This is a genomic window from Jejuia pallidilutea, from assembly GCF_002973595.1.
GTDB lineage: Bacteria > Bacteroidota > Bacteroidia > Flavobacteriales > Flavobacteriaceae > Jejuia > Jejuia pallidilutea.
Map to the genome: position 1 here is coordinate 34,750 of NZ_PVEO01000013.1, position 21,901 is coordinate 56,650.

Annotated in this window: 17 protein-coding genes and 1 pseudogene; 9 read left to right on the plus strand and 9 right to left on the minus strand. The window is 31.1% G+C overall.

Annotated elements, in window-relative coordinates; all coding sequences use genetic code 11:
* Positions 1-88 precede the first annotated feature (88 nt).
* The gene (dnaN, locus tag CLV33_RS16040) at positions 89-1,207 is read left to right on the plus strand and encodes a DNA polymerase III subunit beta (protein ID WP_042246954.1); all 1,119 of its coding nucleotides are present in this window, start codon (positions 89-91) and stop codon (positions 1,205-1,207) included.
* Positions 1,208-1,339: 132 nt separating this feature from the next.
* On the opposite strand, the gene CLV33_RS16045 is transcribed toward dnaN, so the two are convergent.
* The 7 genes from CLV33_RS16045 to CLV33_RS16075 form a co-directional block, all read right to left on the minus strand.
* A complete protein-coding gene (locus tag CLV33_RS16045; RefSeq protein WP_146109759.1) occupies positions 1,340-1,852 on the minus strand; it encodes a hypothetical protein in 513 nt (170 codons plus the stop codon).
* Positions 1,853-1,959: 107 nt separating this feature from the next.
* The gene (locus tag CLV33_RS16050; RefSeq protein ID WP_105474733.1) at positions 1,960-4,494 is read right to left on the minus strand and encodes a T9SS type A sorting domain-containing protein; all 2,535 of its coding nucleotides are present in this window, start codon (positions 4,492-4,494) and stop codon (positions 1,960-1,962) included.
* A 106-nt stretch (positions 4,495-4,600) separates the two neighbouring features.
* The gene (locus tag CLV33_RS16055) at positions 4,601-5,353 is read right to left on the minus strand and encodes a LytR/AlgR family response regulator transcription factor (protein ID WP_105474734.1); all 753 of its coding nucleotides are present in this window, start codon (positions 5,351-5,353) and stop codon (positions 4,601-4,603) included.
* Between the two features lie 8 nt (positions 5,354-5,361).
* Positions 5,362-8,274, minus strand: coding sequence for a sensor histidine kinase (locus tag CLV33_RS16060; protein WP_105474735.1), 2,913 nt, complete (start codon positions 8,272-8,274; stop codon positions 5,362-5,364).
* Positions 8,275-8,558: 284 nt separating this feature from the next.
* A complete protein-coding gene (locus CLV33_RS16065) occupies positions 8,559-8,897 on the minus strand; it encodes a DUF4870 domain-containing protein (protein WP_042246950.1) in 339 nt (112 codons plus the stop codon).
* Between the two features lie 84 nt (positions 8,898-8,981).
* Positions 8,982-9,443, minus strand: a complete 462-nt coding sequence (locus CLV33_RS16070; RefSeq protein WP_146109760.1) for a hypothetical protein — start codon at positions 9,441-9,443, stop codon at positions 8,982-8,984.
* A gap of 18 nt (positions 9,444-9,461) precedes the next feature.
* Positions 9,462-10,307 (minus strand): universal stress protein, encoded by an 846-nt coding sequence (locus CLV33_RS16075; RefSeq protein WP_105474737.1) that lies wholly within the window; start codon positions 10,305-10,307, stop codon positions 9,462-9,464.
* 169 nt (positions 10,308-10,476) lie between these two features.
* Here CLV33_RS16075 and CLV33_RS16080 point away from each other — a divergent pair, with 169 nt between their 5' ends.
* From CLV33_RS16080 to CLV33_RS16110, 7 genes are all read left to right on the plus strand, one after another.
* Complete coding sequence (locus CLV33_RS16080; protein ID WP_105474738.1) at positions 10,477-11,241, plus strand: DUF3108 domain-containing protein; 765 nt, start codon at positions 10,477-10,479, stop codon at positions 11,239-11,241.
* 12 nt (positions 11,242-11,253) lie between these two features.
* On the plus strand, positions 11,254-11,598 hold the full coding sequence (locus CLV33_RS16085) for an FUSC family protein (protein WP_105474739.1): 345 nt from the start codon (positions 11,254-11,256) through the stop codon (positions 11,596-11,598).
* 113 nt (positions 11,599-11,711) lie between these two features.
* On the plus strand, positions 11,712-12,761 hold the full coding sequence (locus CLV33_RS16090; protein WP_105474740.1) for a M28 family peptidase: 1,050 nt from the start codon (positions 11,712-11,714) through the stop codon (positions 12,759-12,761).
* A gap of 24 nt (positions 12,762-12,785) precedes the next feature.
* Positions 12,786-13,796: a M28 family metallopeptidase gene (locus CLV33_RS16095; protein ID WP_042246937.1), complete on the plus strand. Its 1,011-nt coding sequence runs from the start codon at positions 12,786-12,788 to the stop codon at positions 13,794-13,796.
* A gap of 555 nt (positions 13,797-14,351) precedes the next feature.
* Positions 14,352-17,081 carry a TrlF family AAA-like ATPase gene (locus tag CLV33_RS16100; protein ID WP_105474741.1) on the plus strand — a complete coding sequence of 910 codons (2,730 nt, stop codon included), beginning with the start codon at positions 14,352-14,354 and terminating at the stop codon, positions 17,079-17,081.
* Between the two features lie 154 nt (positions 17,082-17,235).
* Positions 17,236-17,739, plus strand: a complete 504-nt coding sequence (locus CLV33_RS16105) for a hypothetical protein (RefSeq protein ID WP_105474742.1) — start codon at positions 17,236-17,238, stop codon at positions 17,737-17,739.
* A 169-nt stretch (positions 17,740-17,908) separates the two neighbouring features.
* Positions 17,909-18,793 (plus strand): SH3 domain-containing protein, encoded by an 885-nt coding sequence (locus CLV33_RS16110; RefSeq protein ID WP_146109761.1) that lies wholly within the window; start codon positions 17,909-17,911, stop codon positions 18,791-18,793.
* A gap of 261 nt (positions 18,794-19,054) precedes the next feature.
* Here CLV33_RS16110 and CLV33_RS16115 read toward each other — a convergent pair whose 3' ends face one another.
* Positions 19,055-20,755 (minus strand): T9SS type A sorting domain-containing protein, encoded by a 1,701-nt coding sequence (locus tag CLV33_RS16115; protein ID WP_105474744.1) that lies wholly within the window; start codon positions 20,753-20,755, stop codon positions 19,055-19,057.
* Positions 20,756-21,138: 383 nt separating this feature from the next.
* Here CLV33_RS16115 and CLV33_RS16120 point away from each other — a divergent pair, with 383 nt between their 5' ends.
* Entirely contained in the window at positions 21,139-21,756 is a 618-nt protein-coding gene (locus CLV33_RS16120) for a hypothetical protein (protein WP_105474745.1), read from the plus strand.
* 15 nt (positions 21,757-21,771) lie between these two features.
* Here the strand turns inward: CLV33_RS16120 and CLV33_RS17740 are convergent.
* A pseudogene (locus CLV33_RS17740) lies at positions 21,772-21,901 on the minus strand (IS110 family transposase); the annotation flags it as partial.

Here is a 21,901-nt window from a genome sequence, read left to right on the forward strand (position 1 = left end):
TTTGTAGGTAACACATTTATAGCCTAAACTAGGCTATTTATATATATAAATGTTACATTAAGACTTCTAAAAAAATAAAGATCAACGCATGAAATTTATAGTATCAAGTACCTATCTTTTAAAGCAATTACAGGTTCTAGGTGGTGTTATTAATAGCTCTAACACACTACCAATTTTAGATAATTTTCTATTTGAATTAGACCATACCAAACTTACGGTTTCGGCTAGTGATTTAGAAACCACAATGTCTTCTACCCTTGATGTAGAAAGCGATAGCGAAGGTAGTGTTGCTATTCCTGCACGTTTATTACTAGATACTTTAAAAACATTCCCAGAACAACCGTTAACCTTTGTTGTTGAGGAAAATAATACTGTTGAAATTAGTTCTAACCACGGTAAATATGCCTTAGCGTATGCCGACGGTGCAGAATTTCCTAAGGCTGTAGCCTTAGAAGACCCTAGCAAAACTGTTATATTGGGCGATATTCTGGCGAATGCTATTAGCAAAACTATTTTTGCTGCAGGAAACGACGATTTGCGCCCAGTAATGAGCGGTGTATTTTTTCAGTTTTCTACAGAAGGTCTAACCTTTGTAGCTACCGATGCCCATAAATTAGTAAAATATACAAGAGAAGACGTTAATGCAAGTCAAGTAGCTGAATTTATCATGCCAAAAAAACCTTTAAATCTGTTAAAAGGTATTTTAGCTGGTAGCGAAGACGAAGTTGCTATAGAATACAACGATTCTAACGCAAAATTCACGTTTGATAATTCCGTATTAATCTGCCGCCTTATCGATGGTAAATACCCTAATTACGAGGCTGTAATACCAAAAGAAAATCCTAATAAATTATCTATAGACCGAACTCAATTTTTAAATTCTGTGCGTCGTGTTAGTATTTTCTCTAATAAAACCACACACCAAATTAGATTGAAAATTGCAGGTGCCGAGTTAAACATTTCAGCTGAAGATGTAGATTACAGCAATAAAGCCGAAGAACGTTTAACTTGTGATTATCAAGGTGATGATATGCAAATAGGCTTCAACTCTCGTTTTTTAACAGAGATGTTGAACAACCTAAGCTCTGACGATGTTCAATTAGAAATGAGTATGCCAAATCGTGCTGGTATTTTAACACCTGTTGATGGCTTGGATGAAGGTGAGCACATTACAATGTTGGTAATGCCTGTTATGCTTAATAGTTAAGCTGATAACAATATCGCTATTCCAACATTTACTTATTAAATAAAGCCTCATTGTAATGATGAGTCTTTTTTATGAAATAAAAAGGTTCATCAATTTATGATGAACCTTTAACTTTATATTCAATATAGAAATCTATTGATCTTCAGAAGTTATATATAAAAACGAACCTTCGTAAGTTCCTTTAATTTCAGTACCATCTCCTCTTGTAAAAGAAAATGATAAATTAATAGAATCTACTGTATAATCTATAACAGTAATACTGCCAGAAGTAACTTCTAAATCAGCACTACCTCCACTTTTATAAAATTGACTGAAACCGTTTTCAAATTCAGAATTAATAACATCTCCATTAACAATAAATTCTAAACTAGAAATATCATCTAAATCATACATTTCTCCTGATAAAAGATCTAAATGATTGATTCTTGCGGTAAAATAATCGACATTATTTAGTGTTATTCCTGAAAAAGAAGCATTAATTTCTGCTTCAGTTTTATTGGCTAAACTTAAAAAAACCGAATTTAATGATGGCTCTACTAATGCTGCTTTCATCTCAAAAGAAGATTCACCAACTTTAATGAAATTACTTTCTAAAGTATTGGAATCATCATCAGATGAACAAGAAGTTAATAAAATAGTAAGCACTACAAGTGTAATTGTTTTTAAATATTTCATAGTTTTTGTTTTGAATATTTTTATTAAAAAAAGCGCCCACAAGAGTGAGCGCTAGTTCAAGTTGATGCAGTATCAAACTAACCCTTAAGGAACTTCTGATTAATAGAATTGTTAGAGGTGTTGATTTGAATAATGTATAATCCTGAAGGTAATACAGACACATCTATACCGTTTGAAGTTTCAATAGCTTGCTTTACAAGCTGACCTTTAATATTGTAAATAGATATGCTTTCAACTTTCTCTTTAGACTTGATAAATAATCTATCACTTACAGGATTTGGGTATAGTTTTACTGAGTTTGTATTTAAAGAAATATCATCAATTCCTAATGTAGAATTGTACTCGTAAGCTCCTAAATCTATCGTAGTGTTAAAAACCCTATCATTACCTGATAAATCTAAATCGCCAAACAAAGCTTCATCGTAGTATGCGTTATCTCCTTGATCAACAATATAATTTGAAGCTGATGTTGGCTTATAATCAATATCTAAATTTAAATCATCAGTTGCTGGATCTAAAGTTGTTACGTTTGTTGCACTAAATGTCCCGTAAGTTCCGGCGTTTGATGATACATTTGCAATAGAATTTCTAATAAACACATCGTAATGCTCGTCTAATCCATTAGAAATATCTCTAGTTGCTGTTGTACCATTGACTGTATTCTGCCAAAAGATAGAATTATTAATATTTAGGTTTACACTACCATTACCTGATGCCGTTATAGAATTACCATAAGTACCGTTATAATCATTATTAACAAACGTACTATTATTAATTACAACATCTAAAGTGCTTCCGTTATTCCAATCTTCTCTGAAAATATGTAATGCCGAAAGATTAATATCGTTATCGGCTACCAAAACGTTTGCCCAACGTGTAAAAATATAGCCGTTTGTACTATCAGATTGCACATAAACCAATCCCATATTAACAATAGTGTTATTTATAAACTTGGTATTTTCAATAAGTAATCCTTGATTAAACTTTCTAATTTTAAGTAAATACCCATTGGAATAATTACTTCTGAATACCGAATTTTTAATTTTTAAATTATTAGTATTCAAACTATTTGGTATAAAAATCACACCGTTTTCTTCTACGCCACCAGATTGTGAAGTATCGTAAATATTTTCAAAAATAATACCATCAAAAGTGACGTTACTTGTTCTTAATTCAAATAATCGTTCAGCATTATCGGTTTTATTCGAAGAGAAATCACCATCGATATCATCACCATTAATATCACCAGTAAAAATGGTTGCATTTGTAGTATGAATGGCTGTTAAGTCTCTATCTGCTAAAGTAGTTTCAGTTCCTGCAAAACCTCCAATAATATCTACTTCGTTTGTACTAACAGCTATTGGTGTGTTTTTATCTGCTAATGTATACGAGCCTTTTGCTACCCAAACAGCATCATTTAAATTGGTAAGTGCTAAAGCGTCTGTTACGTTTGTAAAAGCATCTGTCCATGAACTACCATCGTTTGCGCCTGTTGCATTTGCATCTACATAATAAACTGCTGGTATACAATTTTCACTATAACTTGTTTGATTATCTTTAGTCCAACCTGCCGCATACAAACCACTGTTTGCTGGTGGTGAAAAGCCAGCATCTACTTGAATACAAGTTAAACTTGGATTACCATAAGCTTTCATCCAGTTTATATTGCTGTTATTACCATTAGCTATATTTAATTGGTATAAAACACCGTTATTATGACATTGTATGTCTGTAATTAGCGTATTGGCACTAATATCTAAAGTTTCAATTTGATTATCTGCACAATGTAAACGTGTTAATGATAAGTTATTACTAACATCTATAGTCGTTAAACTATTTGTGTAACAATCTAAACGTGTTAAATTGGTAAAGGCTTCAATACCTGTTAAATCTGAAATTGACAAACCATTGATAAGTAGCTCTGTTGTAGCTTGTGCTTCAGCCACTGTAATTTCAGTATCACCATTTAAATTGATACTATTATTGTTTACTAAATAACTTTTGAAATTAGCATCTGGAATGTTTACAATTTGATTTAATGCAGCACAGTCTTCACTATAAAATGCTGAGTTCCCTTTAGTCCAACCTTGGCTATATATTCCGGCATCTGCTGGTGGTGTATAACCAGCATCTATTTGAATGCATGATAAACTATTTCCATAAGCTTTCATATAGCTAAAGTTACTGTTATTACCATTAGCAATGTTTAATTCATATAAAACACCATTGTTATGACATTGTATATCTGTAATTGATGTGTTTGCACTAATATCCAACGTTTCTATTTGATTATCAGCACAGTGTAAACGTGTTAAGGCAAGGTTGTTACTTACATCTAAAGACGTTAGATTATTACTGTAACAATCTAATCTAGTAATATTTACAAAAGCTTCAATTCCTGTTAAGTCTGAAATTGACAAACCATTAATTAATAATTCACCAGAAAATGCTTGCGCTTCTGAAACCGAAATTTCGCTATCACTATTAGTATTAATAGCTGGATTTCCAACAAGATAAGCTTTAAAATTAGCATCGGGAATGTTTATTTGTGCATGTATGCTACACCATGCAGTTGCTATTAAAAAGGTTAATAAGAGTAATGTTTTTTTCATTGTAGTTGAGTATTTATATAATTAATCAACTACAAAACAACCGCAACATAAAAGGTTTTCAATTAGTTTTTTTCTGAATAGCTTTAATTTCTTTCTGAATGGAAAACTACATGAAGGTCTCCTTAATCACCTCTAAAAACTGATTACGCTTAGATTTTGAAATTGGAATACGCTTTTGGTTGTTCATTAGTAAATAATCGCCATCGTCTTTCACCAATTCATCTACATATTTTAAGTTGATTAAATACGAACGATGGCATTTAAAAAACATCGCGTTGCGTTCTAATTGTTCTACAAAATGCTTTAATGGCTTGCAAATGGTTTTTTGTTTACCATCAATAAGTTGTACGTTGGTGTACATGCCATCAGCTTCAAAATATACGATATCATTGTGCGACGCGAACATGATGCCTTTTGGAATTTCTAAAGCAATTTTATCCATTGAGAGTTGCTTTAACGAGTCGCGTAACTTATTTAGCTGGTCGTTTAAATTGTTGGCTTTTATCGCTTCTTCTGCTTTTGCAACTGCTTCTTTTAACTCGGTTGTATCAACTGGTTTTAAGAGATAATCTACTGCCGATAATTTGAAAGCTTCAATTGCATATTGATTGTAAGCCGTGACGAAAATAATTTTAAAATCTATCTGGTTTGGGAAGTATTCTAAAATATCTAATCCTGATTGATTTGGCATTTCAATATCCAAAAACACAATATCTGGTGTTGATGCTTTAATCAAATCTACGCCCGATGCTAAATCTTGTGCTTCTTCTATGGTAGTAATACTTAAGCAATGCTCGGTTATGAGGTTAAATAACAAATGTCTGGCGCGTTTTTCATCGTCTATTATTATGACTTTCATTGTTGTATTTATATTGGCATGGTTATAACCACTTTTGTACCCGTAGGTATTTTGTTTTCGTCGCACAAATCTTCAATAACTATGGTTATATCTCGTTTTAGTTTGTTTTTATAAAGGTGCACACGTTCCTCATTGGCTTTAGTAGCAAAAGGTTTGTGCTGTTGTTTTGATTGTTTTAATTTTTCAGACTGTTTTCTACCTATGCCATTATCTTCAACTGTAATCTGTAATTTGTTTTTCTGAATTACTTTTACTTCTACCTTTAATTTTCGGTCTTTTGGTTTGTGCAATAAGCCATGTTTTAAGGCATTTTCAACATAGGGTTGAATAAATAACGACGGTACTTTTATCTGGCTGGTTTTAAGATTGTTATCGATTTTAATTTGAAACTCTAATTCATCCTCAAAACGTACTTTTTCTAATTCTAAATAGAGGCTTAGCGCATTTAATTCTTCATTTAAAGAAATTTCGTTTTGCTGACTGTAATCTAAATACATTCGTATTAATCGGCTAAACTTCACTAAATACGAGCTTGCCAATTCTTTTTCGTTAGAAATAATGTAGTCCTGAATAGAATTTAATGCATTAAAAATAAAATGCGGATTCATTTGCGAACGTAGATTTTCTAAACGTAAACTTGTAATTTTTTTATCTACCAATATCTTATCAATTTCGGCAATGCGTTGCCTTTCTTTTTGTTTAAGTCGCTTTCTAAAATACAACCAAATTAACATAAAAAAGCATAACAATACTAAAGTATAAAACCAATAGGTTTCCCAAAATGGCTTGGAGATTTTAAACGTTATTGGTGTTGAAAAAACAGGATTTTTAGCACTTACGTTTTGTGCTTTAAGCTCGAAGGTATAAGTGCCATTAGCCAAACTATTAAAATTAACAAAGTGCGTGTTTAGCGGTATGTTATGCCAACCTGTATCTATCTCTTTTACTCGATAATGGTACTTAACATGCTGGTTGGATTGAAACCCGTTAGAGTTGAATGTAATACCAATTTTATTAAAGTTATAAGGTAATTTGTAATTTGGCTGTACTAATGTATCCTTATCGTTTATTTTAATAGATTCTATTGTAATTTTGGACGTTTTATAATGTTTGAAAACCTTATTGTTTTTGGGCACTAAATAAAAGGCATTTGGTGAAACAATAGTTATGTAATCTTTTAAAACAATAAACTCATCAACAGCCATATTTAAACCGTCCTGACCTCTTAGCACTTGTAATTGTTTTAATTGAGTATTGTAGCTATACAAGCCAACATCTGTAGATAGCCATAGTATATTTCCATCTGGTTTTATTGTGTTTACTTGAAGCTTGCTTGGTAATGATAATTTTGCCTGCTCTAAAGTATTACCTTTTAATTTAAGTAAACCTTTATGCTGCGTTGCTAGCCAAACAGTATCATTAATATTGGCCATAGTATGTGCTAAAATGCTGTTATTTCTATACTTTAGTTCTGTGGCACTAAAATTTAAAGGATGAAATGTAAATAACCCATCTATAAAAGAGACCAATAATTTACTATTTATAACTAAAGACGTTTTTACACGATTAGAGCGTATAATTTTTAAAGAATCTAGCAAAAACGGTTTATAGTAAACTATACCTTCTTTATAATTGCCATAAAATAAAGTATTGTTATTTAGCCTTGAAAACGATTTGGCAACAGAAAACTTATTTTTAGTATCAAATATAGTATTGGTTTCTAGATCTATAACATAAGATTCTGAAGCATTAATGCTTACTATAACACGATGTTCAAGTTCATCAAAAAATAAATTACCAATAATTTTTGCTCCCGGTAATTGTAATGTATTCACCAATTCAGCTTGGTTATAAAACAATAACTTGCCCTTGTTAGTTCCCAATAAAATTCTGTTGTCTTTTAGAGCGCATGCGGCAGTTATTTTATCTTTTAAAGTAGATAAATCTACTTTTTTAATATTGAGATTTGGTGACACAAAAACACCGTTATCTAAAGTTGTAAACCAATAATTATTGTTAAAATCTACAAGTAGATCGGTTATAGATTCGTTTTCAAAAATTTGATCTATAAATTCTAGCTTACCATTATTTAATTTATAGATATACGCTCCAGATGTTGTTAAAAACCAATAATTATTATTAAAATTAAGTATGTTATAAATAGTTAATTGCTGTAGCGCTTTAGGTACATGTAATGGTTTAGAATTATTGTTATTGGTGTTAATATGGTATATGTTATTTACACCATTACTTTTAAAATTTACCAGAACATCGTTATGAAATGCAAATACCTTTGGAGAGTCTATTGGTAAATTGCTATCAAATTTCAAAATGGTTTCAATAGCGTTTTCATCTATCCGATAAACAAAATGATGATGATTAGAAGGTTTCGTATTAAGCATAAAAGCATATGCTGTTGTATGGGCAGCCTCAACACTAAGTGTTGCTTCATTTAAATACTTAGTAACCGTTTTGTTGGTTTTATCAATATCAAAAACTCCTTGTGTTGTAAATAGCCTAATGGTATCATCTAAAATAATAAAGGGTGATAATTGTCCTTTTACCAGCAAATTGGCATCGTAAAAAAGCTTAAGACTATTATTTTCAACATAAAAAATCTGTCCATAAATATTACTACACCATAAACGATTTTGAGAATCTAATTTTAACTGAAATAAAGATTTTGCTTTTTGTTGTGGGTTACTAAACTTTTTATAAAGTCTTCCGTTGTAGCGATACAGGCCTTTGTTAGCAGCTAACCAAATATAGTTATGGTTATCCTCAAGAATATCATAAAACTCGTTATCTGGCAAATCTGAAATATCAGACAAATTATATGCAATTGGCTTTTGGGCTATAAGCGGCAAAAGACCAATTAACGTTACAAAAATAAACGCAATATGCTTATAGTATTTCTGCATAACATGAAAAAAAAAAAACAAACTTAAAACTTATATATATGTTTTGTTATATTTTTTTTCTGATATGCCTTGTTTTTTTTCTAAAAAGAGAGACTGAATGAAAAGTGTTTGAAAAATCATTAAAAGTGATAATAAATAAATTCAAAATACTGATTATCAATATTTTGTTTTTTTAGAGATACTTCATGTGTTTTTAAATGACACTTTTTAGACCACTGCTTTATTATATCCTGTAAATCGCAAAAGATGTAATCGCTTAGCATACTTGCTTTTACAAGAATTCACTAACTAATAAAATTAAAAGATAAAGGATATTTTGGTGTTTCGCCATTGCTAGCTTTTATAGCGTTTATAATAGGAAAAACTATAGAAAAAATACCCAAGATTATAAGACCTAATATCCCTAAACCGAACAAGAAAATTAACGGAATACATATTAAGCAGTACACAATTAAGCTTAGCTGGAAGTTAATAATATTTTTACCATGTGCATCCATTTGGTACACTTTTTCTTTTTGTGTAGCCCATAATATTAGTGGTACTATTAGGCTCCCAAAACCTATTACTAACGATATGAGTTGTGTTAAATGGGTTACTACTAATAATTGGTTATCTTGTCTCATGATAGTTATATTTGTATTGATACTTACAAGACGTAATTACCAAAAAAATGTTACATGTTTTTTAAAAAATTATGCGGAGAATAACTATTTATGCTTGTTACTTTTCATATTTTTTTGGTAATGCGCTTCGAACCACTCTGGCGCATCCAGAGCATTATCGTACATGTAATCTGCTATTTTTTTTATAACAGACTCTGGATATACCATTTTAGACATTACGCCAAAACGCGCTACAGCAGCATGCATTTTAGCGTTGTCTTCTGTAGGGTTTTTTATCCAGTTTTGCATATCGGCTATAAATTGTGCTTTTGTGGTTTTAGTAGTAATATAATGACGCTTAATTGCAATCATAGGCGGCCCTAATCTATTTTTTTCTGGGGTTGTAGCATCATGACATTGGTAGCAATATACCTTCATTAATTTTTTACCTGGATGCGTGGTTGTTTTGGTAGGAATTGGTCTTGCTACAGTTTCGTTTTTCTTTTTTTTGTTAGTATTACAACTCACAAACAACAGGATACATAAACACAGGGTTGTTAATTTCATTTATACAAACTTTAAAACTTAGGATTCTGGATTAGTTAATACCAAAAACGGTAAATCAAAACCATATGCAATTTTTTCTTCGGTATAACTGTGCACTAAGCGCTCTAAAAACGAGTGAGGTTTTTTTACCATTGCCAACATATTAAAATTTTGATCCTTCATATAGGTACTAATAGTATCAACAATGTCTTTATCAACAACATCAATATACTCGTGTGCTGCATCTGGAAAATGTGTCTCTAAAAACGTCATGTTATCTGCACGTTTGTGTGCTATTGTATTAGAATCTGCTAAATGCAATATGGTTAATTTTGCTTGGTAACTTTTTAGAATATTACTTAATGTTGCTAGAGTTTTGGTGGTGTAAAGTTCTATGTGGTTTGCGGTAAAGGCAATTTTTTTTAGTTTTTGGTATTTACAACCGCTAGGAATAGCTAAAAGCGGTGTAGTACATCTGTTAATAACCCTTACGGTATTACTGCCAAATAACACTTTTTGTAAACCAGATGCGCCTTTAGTTCCCATAACAATTAAATCTATATGATGTTTTACTACGCATTGCTGGATGGCGTCGGTAAAATTATCGTAATCTACTATTGAAAAAAATTGATGCTCCTCGTTTTTAAACTTTTGTTTTAGTTTTAAAATAATGTTCTCTATAGAGGTTTTGGCAGCATCAACAAGTGTTTTATATACTGTGGCCGATGAACTTACCACCATCATATCATCAGACAAAAACGATGATGCTTTTTGCACATTTAAAAAATAAAACTTACAAGGTTGGTCTTTTAGTAAAGCCACTGCATAATGTATAGCGTTAACAGAGTTTTTAGAAAAATCGGTAGGAAACAAAACAGCTTTCATAAACAATGGATTTAGATGGTTTATAAAGTTATGTTCTCTTACAAGAGTATCAAATGACTTTTATCAGTTCATCTTTAATTTTAAAAAAATATTAGCATTTAAGGCGCCTGCATTGTATTTTCGGCACAATAAATGCTTAACAATTCGTTAATAACCTAAAACCTCTTAAATGAAGCATATTCTTATAGCGCTACTTTTTTTTGCAACAGCAACCCTAAAGGCGCAAAACAATGCTGTAGCAGCAGGCGAAAAACTAGTGTACACTGCCTCTTACAATATGTCTGGTGTACTAAACGATATAGCACAAGTTACTTTAGAAACAAGTAATGTTAAAACCTCTAAAGCAACCTTATTGCATTTAAAATGTAAAGCTGTAACATACAGTAAATGGGATAACTTTTTTAAAATTAGAGATTTATACGAAAGCTATGTAAACCCAAAAACTTTAACACCATACCTCTACAAACGCGATATAAACGAAGGTGGCTATTCTAAAAACATGAAATATACGTTTAGCCACAAAACTAAAACAGTTAAAACCGTACAAACCAAGGGAGATTGGGTAGAAGAAAAGACCGTTAATATAAATTCTGGCACTTACGATATTGTGGCTACACTTTATAAAATAAGACTTTTTGATTTTGAATCTATGCAAGTTGGTGCAAAAAAATCATTCACGGTTATTTTTGACAGAAAAGAAATAAATGCACAAATTACCTATTTGGGTAAAGAAACCTTAAGTACCGCAATTGGTAGTAAAACATGCTATAAAATTGCAGTTGGCAGTAGCGAATCTAATGTTATAAAAGGCAACAAAGACAATATGCTATGGCTCACTGCCGATGCCAATAAAATTATGGTCTACGGAAAATTTAAGATCCCTGTTGGCAACGGAGAACTTAAAATAAAATCTGCCACAGGAGTAAAAAACTAAACATATAGCATCATGAAACAATTATTTACAATTCTTGCTTTAATTACTGCCATTCTAGCTTTAATCCTATCGGTACTACCTGTATCAAATTTGGCTATTTTTCCCGCAGCATTGGCCTTAATATTTGGACTAATAGCGTTTTACCTCTCTAAAAAAGCTGGAGAAGTAAAAAAAATTATTCAGTTTTCATTTTTGTTAACCATAATGGCACTAGCCGTTACAACTTACAAAGCTATTTTTAATACAACCGAAGTTGGAAACACAGAAACATTAGTTGAAAAAGAGGAAACCTCTAAAGAAGAAGCCATTGAAGAATTAGAAGAACTAAATTTAGAAGAGATTGAACTTGATGAGTAGTTATTTTTTTACGCTTTTTCTTATCTTTACAACGTTTTAAAAACAAAGCGAACATAGAGTTTATCCCCCTAAAAAACTTTTTATTGGCGTGTTGTTAATAATAAAAAGACCGCATGAAATTTTTTAGCACCCTCTCACTTTTAGCATTGGTTGGCACTTGCGCCACTCCAAAATACACCGCAAGAATAGAAAATTTAAAAACTAGTATAACACTTGTAGATACCAGTTTAGTTAAAAAATATTCTGAAACTATTACCGCCAAAGAATTAACCAAACACCTTTACGAGTTTGCCTCAAAAGAATTTGAAGGCAGAAAGGTAGGAGAGCCAGGACAAAAAAAAGCTGCCAATTATTTAAAATCGTTTTATGTAAACCAAGATATAAAGTCTCCTTTAGGAGGCAATAACTACTTTCAAGGTATCTCTAAAATTTATTTGTCTGAAGATACACCGTCTTCAGAAAATGTACTCGCATTTATTGAAGGTGCAGAAAAACCCGAGGAAGTACTAGTTATATCTGCCCACTTAGACCATCTTGGTGTAGAAGATGGCAATATTTATTATGGTGCAGACGATGATGGCTCTGGCACCGTAGCTGTAATGGAAATTGCCGAAGCTTTTAAAACAGCAGTATTAAACGGTCATCCGCCCAAAAGGAGTATTATGTTTACACACTTTACCGCCGAAGAAATTGGAAAACGCGGCTCTGAATTTTATGTAAAACAACCCGTTTTTCCATTAGAAAATACAATAGCTAACCTAAATATAGATATGATTGGACGTGTGGACGACAGGCACACAAATAACAAAAACTATATTTACCTAATAGGCTCTGATAGATTGAGTAAAGAACTGCACTACATCTCAGAAAAAGTGCGAGACACTTATGTAAATCTAGAATTAGACTATAAGTATAACGCATTAAAAGATATTAACCAATACTATTCCAGATCAGACCATTACAATTTTGCAAAACACGATATTCCTGTAATTTTCTATTTTAATGGCGAACATGAAGATTACCATAAACACACCGATACGCCCGATAAAATAGACTATAATTTATTAGAAAAACGAACAAGATTAATATTTGCTACTGCATGGCAATTGGCAAATCAGGAAAAGCGTGTGGCGATTGATGAAAATAGCGTATTTTTAAACTAATTTACACATTACAAAACTTTTTTTATGAAACAAATAGGCCTATTACTAATAGTCTTTATAGCACTATGTAGCTGTAGTAATTCCCAAAACAAAAAAAACCAAAATACAGCAAACCCAGAAACCTATGCCAACACCATTACTGCCAACGAGTTAAAAGACATGCTTTACACCTATGCCTCTAATGATTTTGAAGGCAGAAAAACCGGTGAAGCTGGCCAGAAAAAAGCAATACATTTTATTAAGGACCACTACATAAACAATAACATACCCTCGCCTATTGCCACAGGCGACTATTTTCAAGAAATACCAGTGGAATATTTTAAAGGAAGAGCCAGTAATGCTTCAGAAAACGTTATTGCTTACATAAAAGGTTCAGAAAAACCAGATGAAGTTATTGTTATTTCTGCACATTTGGATCACATAGGCATTTCCAGCACAGGAGAGGTTAACAATGGCGCCGACGATGATGGCTCTGGCACTGTGGGTATTTTGGAAATTGCAGAGGCTTTTAAAGCTGCTGAAAAAGATGGGTTTGCACCAAAACGCACCATAGTTTTCTTGCATGTTACAGGCGAAGAAATAGGACTATTTGGCTCTAAATATTACACAGACGAAGACCCTATTTTTCCGCTAGAACATACCGTAGCCAATTTAAATATTGATATGATAGGGCGCGTAGACGAAAAGCATGAAGGCCAACCCAACTATTTATATTTAATAGGCTCAGACAGGTTGAGCACAGAATTACATACCGTTTCAGATTCTATAAATAAAGCTACAGTAAACCTAGAACTAGATTACACCTTTAATGATGAAAACGACCCCAATAGATTTTATTACAGGTCCGACCATTACAACTTTGCAAAGCATAACATTCCAGTAATATTTTATTTTAATGGCACACATGCCGATTACCACAAACCAAGCGATACACCAGATAAAATTAACTACCCATTTTTAGAAACCCGTACACGCTTAATTTTTTATACAGCTTGGGAATTGGCAAACCGCGAAGAACGACTAAAAGTAGATTAAAAAACCAGTGTTATCCTTCTCGTTTGGAATGTTATTTTAAATTGAATTATTTTTATAAACTAGTTATGCGCAAGTTAAAAAAGCAACAAAACCTGCATCGGACTTTTAGGATTCATCTAGAAATTAAAGCGTCGGATTTGATAACATCGTAACTGATTTTTAAGACATCTGACTTAAAAAAAATAAAAACGCGGACTTTCAGCTTTGCCCAAAGCTAGTTTAAATATCAAAAATTAAGCATTGCCAAAAGTTCGTTCTGATTAAAAAAAAAGTCAAAAAAAGGCCCTAATGAAAATTGTGGGTTTTTCACTAAAATTGTTGAATATAAACAGCGGATAATTAAAATTTTGAATAATACGTCGGATTATGAATATAACGTTAAAAACAATAAAAAACCTGCGCATAACAATGTATAAAAATAATTGCTATTTTTAGACTAAACTAAGGTAATAGCACGTTTGTTCGCTTCTGATTTTCCTTCGGAAAATCCTCGCGCACACAAACGCAACTATTATTATACGCGAACGTTAGCCACAAGCTGAAAAAAACAACAGAATGACAAAAAAAGAAAGAGGGTCGGAATGGAGAATATGGGATTTACATATTCATACACCTGAATCAATATGTCAGGAATACAAAAACACACCAGAAAATTGGGAAAAGTTCATTAATTGTTTAGAGAACTTACCTAAAGAAGTCAAGGTTATTGGAATAACTGATTATTATTTCATAGACGGTTATGAAAAAGTAATGGGATTCAAGGCTAAAGGCAGACTTGCGAATATTGACAAAATCTTTCCAATACTAGAATTTAGAATTGACACTTTTGGAAGTGGAAATGAAAACAAACTTCAAAAAATTAATCTACATATATTATTTGATGTTGATGAATCAAATTTATCAAACGAAATAAAAAAAATTAGAGAAGAGTTTATTGACAACATTAAAATTTCGAAACTCGAAGCTCACAAAACAAAAAAGCTATCAAAAGAAAATTTTAGTGAAATTGGTGGCACTTTAAAAGATGGTTTTGAATCTTTAATTCCTTCCACTGAGGAAGTTCTAGAACTTGTAAATTCAACTGCTTGGAAAGACAAAACATTCCTTTTCCTTGGTTATAAAGAATGGAGTAATCTCGAAAAAAACCAGCAATTAAAGCCTCTTAAAGACCATTTATATTCTCAAGTAAAAGCATTTTTTAGCAATAACGTAGCAACGAATGAAAAAAATCAAAATTGGCTTAATGAATTTGGTAAGAAAAGATTACTTCATTCTCTAGATATTCATTCTTTTCAGAGCTTAGACACGTACGAGTTCAATGAAGATGGAAGTAAAAAACCATCAGAAAACTACCATTGTCATACTTGGATAAAAGCAGACCCGACTTTTAATGGAATTAAACAAATTGGTTACGAACCAGATGAACGAGTATCAATTGAACAAATCAAACCTCAAGAAAAAGCAGGTTATCAAGCAATAGATTCTGTTACTATTACTCATAGCGATTTTACAAATCAAACTTTGTATTTCAACCAAAACCTAAACTGTATCATCGGTGGTAGGTCTACAGGAAAATCAGTTTTGTTAGGAGCTATAGCTAAAAAGTTGAATTGCGATAAACCTGTGAAATTTGGCAATCAAGAGTACACTGATTTTGTTAATGCAATAGTATCCGGAATGTCGATAACTTGGAAAGATGGAGTTGAAAATAATGACAGGAATATCGAATACTTCCCTCAAAGTTATATGTATCAATTAGCTAAAAATAAAGGTGGCGAATTAGATAATTTGGTAGAGGAAATAATAAAGCAGGATGCAACGAAAAACCAACTAATTACTAACTATGAATCATTTTCAAGTGAAAACAACTCTGATATAACAGCAAAAATAAATAAGTTATTTCAGTTACAAGAGGAACTTGTAAAACGCAGAATCAAACTGAAGGAAAAAGGAGATGAAAAAGGGATTAAAGCCGAAATTGAGAAATTAACAAAGGAACTGTCTGAGTTAAAATTAAAGATTCAAATCACAGAGAAAGAATTAGAGGATTACAATAAACTTAAACTAGAATTTGAAGAACTCTTAAAAGTAAATGAAAATCTTAGATCGCAAGTATCAAAAATTCAATCTTTAAAGGAGAAATTCTTTATAAATAAAGATATTGATTTTGATATTGTCTCTTTGAGCGATTCAAATAGATTTGAGGTTAAATCTTCTTTTGAAAAACTTAAAAATAAGTTTCAAGATGAATGGGATTCAGAGTTGGACAAAATTTCACAGAAAAATGTTGCTACTCTAAAAGCAAATAGTCAAAAACTGTTAGAAATTGAAAAGAATGCGAGTTACATCAAAGGAATTGAAACCTTCAAGAATAATAAGCATTACAAAGAAACAGAACAAAAACTTAAAGTTCAAAGAGACAAACTTGCTGATATTACATTAATCAAAAAAGAGATAGAGGAGTTTTTGTTACAAATAAATAGTTTCAAAACCTCAATTATACAAGCACATAGAAACTTCTACAACAAAATCGAAGAAATAAAGGAGAAGTTAAATATTTCGGAAGGAAAATTAGAAATAATCGCCTTTCCAAAGCTAAAATCATTTGAATTTAGGGAGCTTTTAAATTGGAGCGTGAACCAACAAAGCGACCAAGGAAAAAAAATTGTAAATACCACATTTGATATAAATGTTGAACAATATTTTAAGCTAACTACCGAGATTTTTGAAAAACTTTTGAATCAATCTCTAACACTAAAAGGTGGGAACTCACATTTAGGTTTAGCCTTAAAATTAATGTCTACAAATTTCTTTGACATTTCCTACGATATACGCTATGATGATACATTTAATCAAATGTCGGAAGGTAAAAAAGCATTTGTAGTTTTAATGCTGTTATTGGACTTTAGCGACAAAGATTGTCCTATACTAATTGACCAGCCCGAAGATGATTTAGATAATCGTGCGATTTACAAAGAGTTAGTTAAGTACCTCAAAAAGAAGAAAAAGGAAAGACAAATAATAGTCGTAACTCATAACCCTAATATCGTTGTTGGTGCTGACTCTGAACAAGTAATTGTCGCAAATCAAAATGGAGTTGACACAAAAAACAGAAATGGAGCTAAATTCCAGTATGTTTCGGGCAGTTTAGAAAACTCAAAAGAAACTGATGAAGGAATTGAAATAATTTTGGAAAGACAAGGAATAAAAGAGCACGTTTGTGAAATCCTAGAAGGTGGAAACGAAGCTTTCAAACAACGTGAAATAAAATACGATTTGAAATAAAGCCAGTGGCTAACAACGTATATAAAAAATAGCAGTTTTAGTGCTTAAACTAAAGATAAATAATAAAACAAAGGTCAGTTATAAACCGAAAAGTTAGTGCTTACAACCTGCTACTTTTCATATACAAGACCGTTGTAGCCAATTTGAAGACAGCATGAAACAGCTATTAGTTTTAATGACCTTATTTAGCCTAAATTCATTTGGTCAAAAGAAAGACCTATTTCAACAAATGATACAAGGTTGCCTTTCAGATTCAACGTTCAAATACACCGTGCTTCATGACCCTAACCATAAATGTATCGACAGTCCTGCTTATAATATCCCCTATAGACCAGTCAACTATTCAGGCGACTTAGAGTTTGATTTAACTTTTAACGGAGCATCTCTGGAAGAACATAATTATAGCGATTCAACAAAGTGTTCTCCATTTCAGATTTCCTTTCTTCAAAAATCAAAGTCACGCTACGAAGTATCGGTGAGCTATATTGTTTTCCTACCGCTATCATGTGAACACCTTGAAGGACATGGAAAAAATCATGGGTGCTTCAGTAAAAAAGTAATTTCTATGAGCCGAAAAATCAAAATCAAAAGAAATGGAGACTGGAAAATCAAGGATACTCAATACGGTAACCAAATTATGACAGGGACTTATCTTTGAAACAACCGACAAAAAATAAAAACTGGCTACAACAAAAAATAAACGCAATGCGGCTTTAATCCTGCTTTTAAAGGGCATCACGGCAGACAGAGAAACATTTTGTTATTTTACAAAACCGAGGACGAAGCCGCACTGCGCTTATTTGAACCGTTGTAACCAATTTCAGAAAATGAGAGTAATCACATTAATATTTGGATTTTTGATTTCCCTAAATATGTTTGGAAATGAACAATTAGGAAAAATCAATGACCCTGACGGTTATACCAATGTTAGAGAAAAGCCAACGACTAAATCTAAAGTTCTTTTTAAGATTTTGGATACTGAATACTTTTATTACGAAAGTTCAGAAATTGAAAATTGGTGTAGAGTTACGAATATGAATGGGCGTTCTGGATTTATGCACCAATCCAGAATAGAAAATTTGAGCGAATTCACTATAAACGGAAAAACCTATCAATCGAATGAATCAAAACTAAAAGTGAGGTCTAAAAAGATTGGTAACACTGAAATAAAAATATCTCAAATAAAGAATCCTAAATCATATTGTGACGCTTACATTGAAATCACTTCGGATAAAACTAAAAAGTTCAAATATGAATTTATAGAAGCTCTTGGTGGTTCAGCTGGAATTGCTTTTTTGGAAAATGTAGTACCTAATCATATTTTAATTGTCAAACACGGAGATTATGATGGAAGAACTATTATTGTTAGCAAAAATGGACAAATAACAGAAGTTGCTGGAGGTTCAGTATCTGAATTAATTGACAACAAATACCTTATAAACTTAGCTGAGTGTGATATTGGCTATTGTGGCTTCTCAATCTATGATATTCTTCAAGAAAAAATAGTATTCAACTATGAGACTGAATTTGAATTATATCAGTTCAAAGACCAAATAATTTTTGATTTGGATTATGACAATGGAAAAGACTACCATTTATTTGACTTTGACAACAAAGAGTTTAAAAAATTAGAAATTAAAGAAAACATAGAAAACAACTACTTCAAGAAGACCATTAATTATGAACTTGAAAATGGTTGTTTATGTTATTAAAAAAACTGGTTACAACAATGGCTATAAGTAATTGCTTGTTCTCGCCTACTTCTGAAAATCCTCATGGATTTTCAGTTTGGTGTGTACTTGCAAAGTTAATCGCTAAACCACGCAACTACTCATAGCCGAGACCGTTGTGCATAATTAAAAAACTCAGTGATTCTTGAACTAATTTAATAGAATTCCCTATCATTTTCTCATTAAGAATTACTGCATATTTAAATAAATTATTATGCTGATTTTTTTTTAATACTTAATATATTAATTTTTCATAATCTTAACAATTTGGGTTCCAATTTCTGTATCAATCTTCACGAAATAAACTCCACGATTTAAATCGGATACTGAATATTTATCTTGAGACGACTCGAATTCTTTTACTAAATTTCCTAAAATTGAGTATATTTTTACTTTATTAATAATCAATTCCGTTTTTATATTAAAATATAAATTAGCTGGATTTGGAAATAATTTGAACCTTATCGCCTCATAATTCTCAACAGATAATTGCCCACAATTATCTATTATTTCTTGGCGATTATTACACCCTACTGCATTATTACGTAATGTATAGCTCAAATTTGGGTCACTAAATAAATTGCAAAAACTATTTACAGAACAAAATGATAAATTAGGGCTAGAAGTTATTGTCACTCGTCCCATGGTTGTATAATCAATATTATCCATTCCATTCAAACTTGAGAGGCTGTCCATATCGTACTGAATTGTTATTGTACCATTGTTCAGATTAGTTAAGCTTTCAAGACCTTTGAAATCCACAAGTTTTTCGCAAAAATCAATATAGAGACTACCTATTGATGTTAAATTATCCAAACCAGTAAAATCTACTAAAGAAGAACTGGTTACTGCAAATTCACCAGTAATCGTCTCAAGATTTTCTAAACCAACAAAATTAAGTAAGGAATCATTGCTAGCCAAATGAACATTTCCAATTGTAATTAAATTATCCAACCCTTTAAAATTTGTTAATGGTGTACCCCAAAAATTAAACAATCTTGATATCTCACTTAGGTTATTGAGCCCTTCTAAATCTTCTAATGAATTATTTCCATTGATTCTTAAAGTGAGTACATTTGTTAAACCTTCAAGGCCTTCCATATTTAATAAAGCATTATTTCGAGCAATTTCAAATGTATGATAATACAAAGTTCCTACCGAGGATAGGCTATTCATCCCACTAAAATTTTTCAATCCGTCATTATGTTGAACTGAAAATGATTCATGAACTCTCTCAAGACTACCCAGACCTACCATGCTCATCAACACTTGATTATTACTAATATTTGCTTCTCCATATATATTAGTTAAGCTGTCAAACCCTGTAAAATTAACCAAAGATGAATTACTTGAAATATTAAAATCTCCTGATATGGTTGTCAGTTTACCAATGCCCTTAAAATCAACCAGTGAGCTGTTATTGGTTATTTTAATATCGCCTCCAATGGAGTCCAAATTGTTAAACCCATAAAAATGGGTAAGATTTTCATTATTTATTATTTCTAAACTCCCTCCAATATTAATAAGTGAATTTAAACCCGCAATACTAGAAAAAGTTACATTATCAATAATAATACTATTCCCAAGACTATCCAAAGCATCTAACCCTTCTAAACTTAATAGACTAGTATTATCTTCAATTTCAAGTGATTGACCTATTGTTTTTAAATTATTCAATCCGTTTAAATTAGTAATACTATTACTATTTAAAATTAAATCTCCTTGAATTGATTCAATTTGCGATAATCCTTGTAAATTGTTTATTGAATTACCGCTGATTGTTATAGAACCTAATATTTCAGTACATTCAGGATAATTAGTATTGAAATTATCTATCTGACTTTGCATATAAAATGTAATTCCAGACGATAAACAATTTTGGGCGTTAGAATTTATATTTAAAAGGAATAAGTAAAAAATAAAAAAAGAAATTATTTGCTTCAAAATTATTATGATTAAATTAAAAGTAATAATACGAAAATTTAATCAAATCTGAGTAGATTACTATTAAAATGATTTAGTTGTCAACTTTCATAAAATTTTATAAGAACCTTTTAAATAAAGCGAGTATGATAAATTATTTCTAATTTAAAGAGTTTTCTAATCAAGAATGATTCGTGAAAATATTGCGTTATTGAATTAACTCTTTAATGAAAATCTTTTAATTGTCTTTTGGTTTCAGAAAAAACTATGCACAACAAAGTGTATGGTTTATTGCTATTCATTGCTAAATCAAAGTTAAGTCGTTTTAAATTGAGTTATTGCTAAACTGAAAATTCATACATTTATATTCGCAACAAGCCATACACAGAACGTTGTACATAATTATGAGCCAAACCATTGAAATTTTTGATGTTAGAGAAAATTTGCCCAATAATTTTCTGAGCTTAAAATATCTACCATTTTATAAAACCGGAAAATGGAATAAACTATGGAATTTTATTAATGATGTAAAAATTGATAATCCACAAACTATTATTATTCAGAATATAAACGAATTGAGAAATAGAAATCCTAAACTATCTGAAAAAATAGAAGACTTGGTTATTCTATATAACCATAAAAATAAAGGTAATTTTAGTATAATCTACGATTACTTTGATGAATTAAAAACAGACTCAATAAGTGATTTATTCAATGATAGACCAGGACAATATGGATTTCGTGGAGACATTGAATTATGGGAAGATTTAATCGAGTATTTTAAAAACACTAAACTGCCAAAAACGGAATTAGAATTAGAACAATTAATACATGATGCGATAAAAAAATTAACAGGAACACCAATAGAAGAACATGATTATAATTCAATTTTTGTAGAAAAATATAATAAAGGTGGAATGTCTGGAGGTGTTGTTAGTACAAAGTTTTGGTTATATAAAGGAATTCCTATATTAATAGGAAGATATAAAAGAATAACTATGTACAACAAAGAACTGAGGTAAAAAACAAGTAAACTATTACTTATTTATTACTAAAGAGCTTCTGTAATCTGCATCGTATGGCAATCTATTTTTTACAACTGCAAATGCTTGTTTTAATAACTTGTTGCACACTGCAATAAGAGCTAGTTTTTTGCTTTTGCCCTTG

What these genes read in the sequence shown, in the direction of transcription:
- dnaN (WP_042246954.1), top strand. Translation starts at nt 89, where the DNA reads ATGAAATTTATAGTATCAAGTACCTATCTTTTAAAGCAATTACAGGTT.
- CLV33_RS16050 (WP_105474733.1), bottom strand. Translation starts at nt 4,494, where the DNA reads ATGAAAAAAACATTACTCTTATTAACCTTTTTAATAGCAACTGCATGG.
- CLV33_RS16055 (WP_105474734.1), bottom strand. Translation starts at nt 5,353, where the DNA reads ATGAAAGTCATAATAATAGACGATGAAAAACGCGCCAGACATTTGTTA.
- CLV33_RS16060 (WP_105474735.1), bottom strand. Translation starts at nt 8,274, where the DNA reads ATGCAGAAATACTATAAGCATATTGCGTTTATTTTTGTAACGTTAATT.
- CLV33_RS16065 (WP_042246950.1), bottom strand. Translation starts at nt 8,897, where the DNA reads ATGAGACAAGATAACCAATTATTAGTAGTAACCCATTTAACACAACTC.
- CLV33_RS16070 (WP_146109760.1), bottom strand. Translation starts at nt 9,443, where the DNA reads ATGAAATTAACAACCCTGTGTTTATGTATCCTGTTGTTTGTGAGTTGT.
- CLV33_RS16075 (WP_105474737.1), bottom strand. Translation starts at nt 10,307, where the DNA reads ATGAAAGCTGTTTTGTTTCCTACCGATTTTTCTAAAAACTCTGTTAAC.
- CLV33_RS16080 (WP_105474738.1), top strand. Translation starts at nt 10,477, where the DNA reads ATGAAGCATATTCTTATAGCGCTACTTTTTTTTGCAACAGCAACCCTA.
- CLV33_RS16085 (WP_105474739.1), top strand. Translation starts at nt 11,254, where the DNA reads ATGAAACAATTATTTACAATTCTTGCTTTAATTACTGCCATTCTAGCT.
- CLV33_RS16090 (WP_105474740.1), top strand. Translation starts at nt 11,712, where the DNA reads ATGAAATTTTTTAGCACCCTCTCACTTTTAGCATTGGTTGGCACTTGC.
- CLV33_RS16095 (WP_042246937.1), top strand. Translation starts at nt 12,786, where the DNA reads ATGAAACAAATAGGCCTATTACTAATAGTCTTTATAGCACTATGTAGC.
- CLV33_RS16100 (WP_105474741.1), top strand. Translation starts at nt 14,352, where the DNA reads ATGACAAAAAAAGAAAGAGGGTCGGAATGGAGAATATGGGATTTACAT.
- CLV33_RS16105 (WP_105474742.1), top strand. Translation starts at nt 17,236, where the DNA reads ATGAAACAGCTATTAGTTTTAATGACCTTATTTAGCCTAAATTCATTT.
- CLV33_RS16110 (WP_146109761.1), top strand. Translation starts at nt 17,909, where the DNA reads ATGAGAGTAATCACATTAATATTTGGATTTTTGATTTCCCTAAATATG.
- CLV33_RS16120 (WP_105474745.1), top strand. Translation starts at nt 21,139, where the DNA reads ATGAGCCAAACCATTGAAATTTTTGATGTTAGAGAAAATTTGCCCAAT.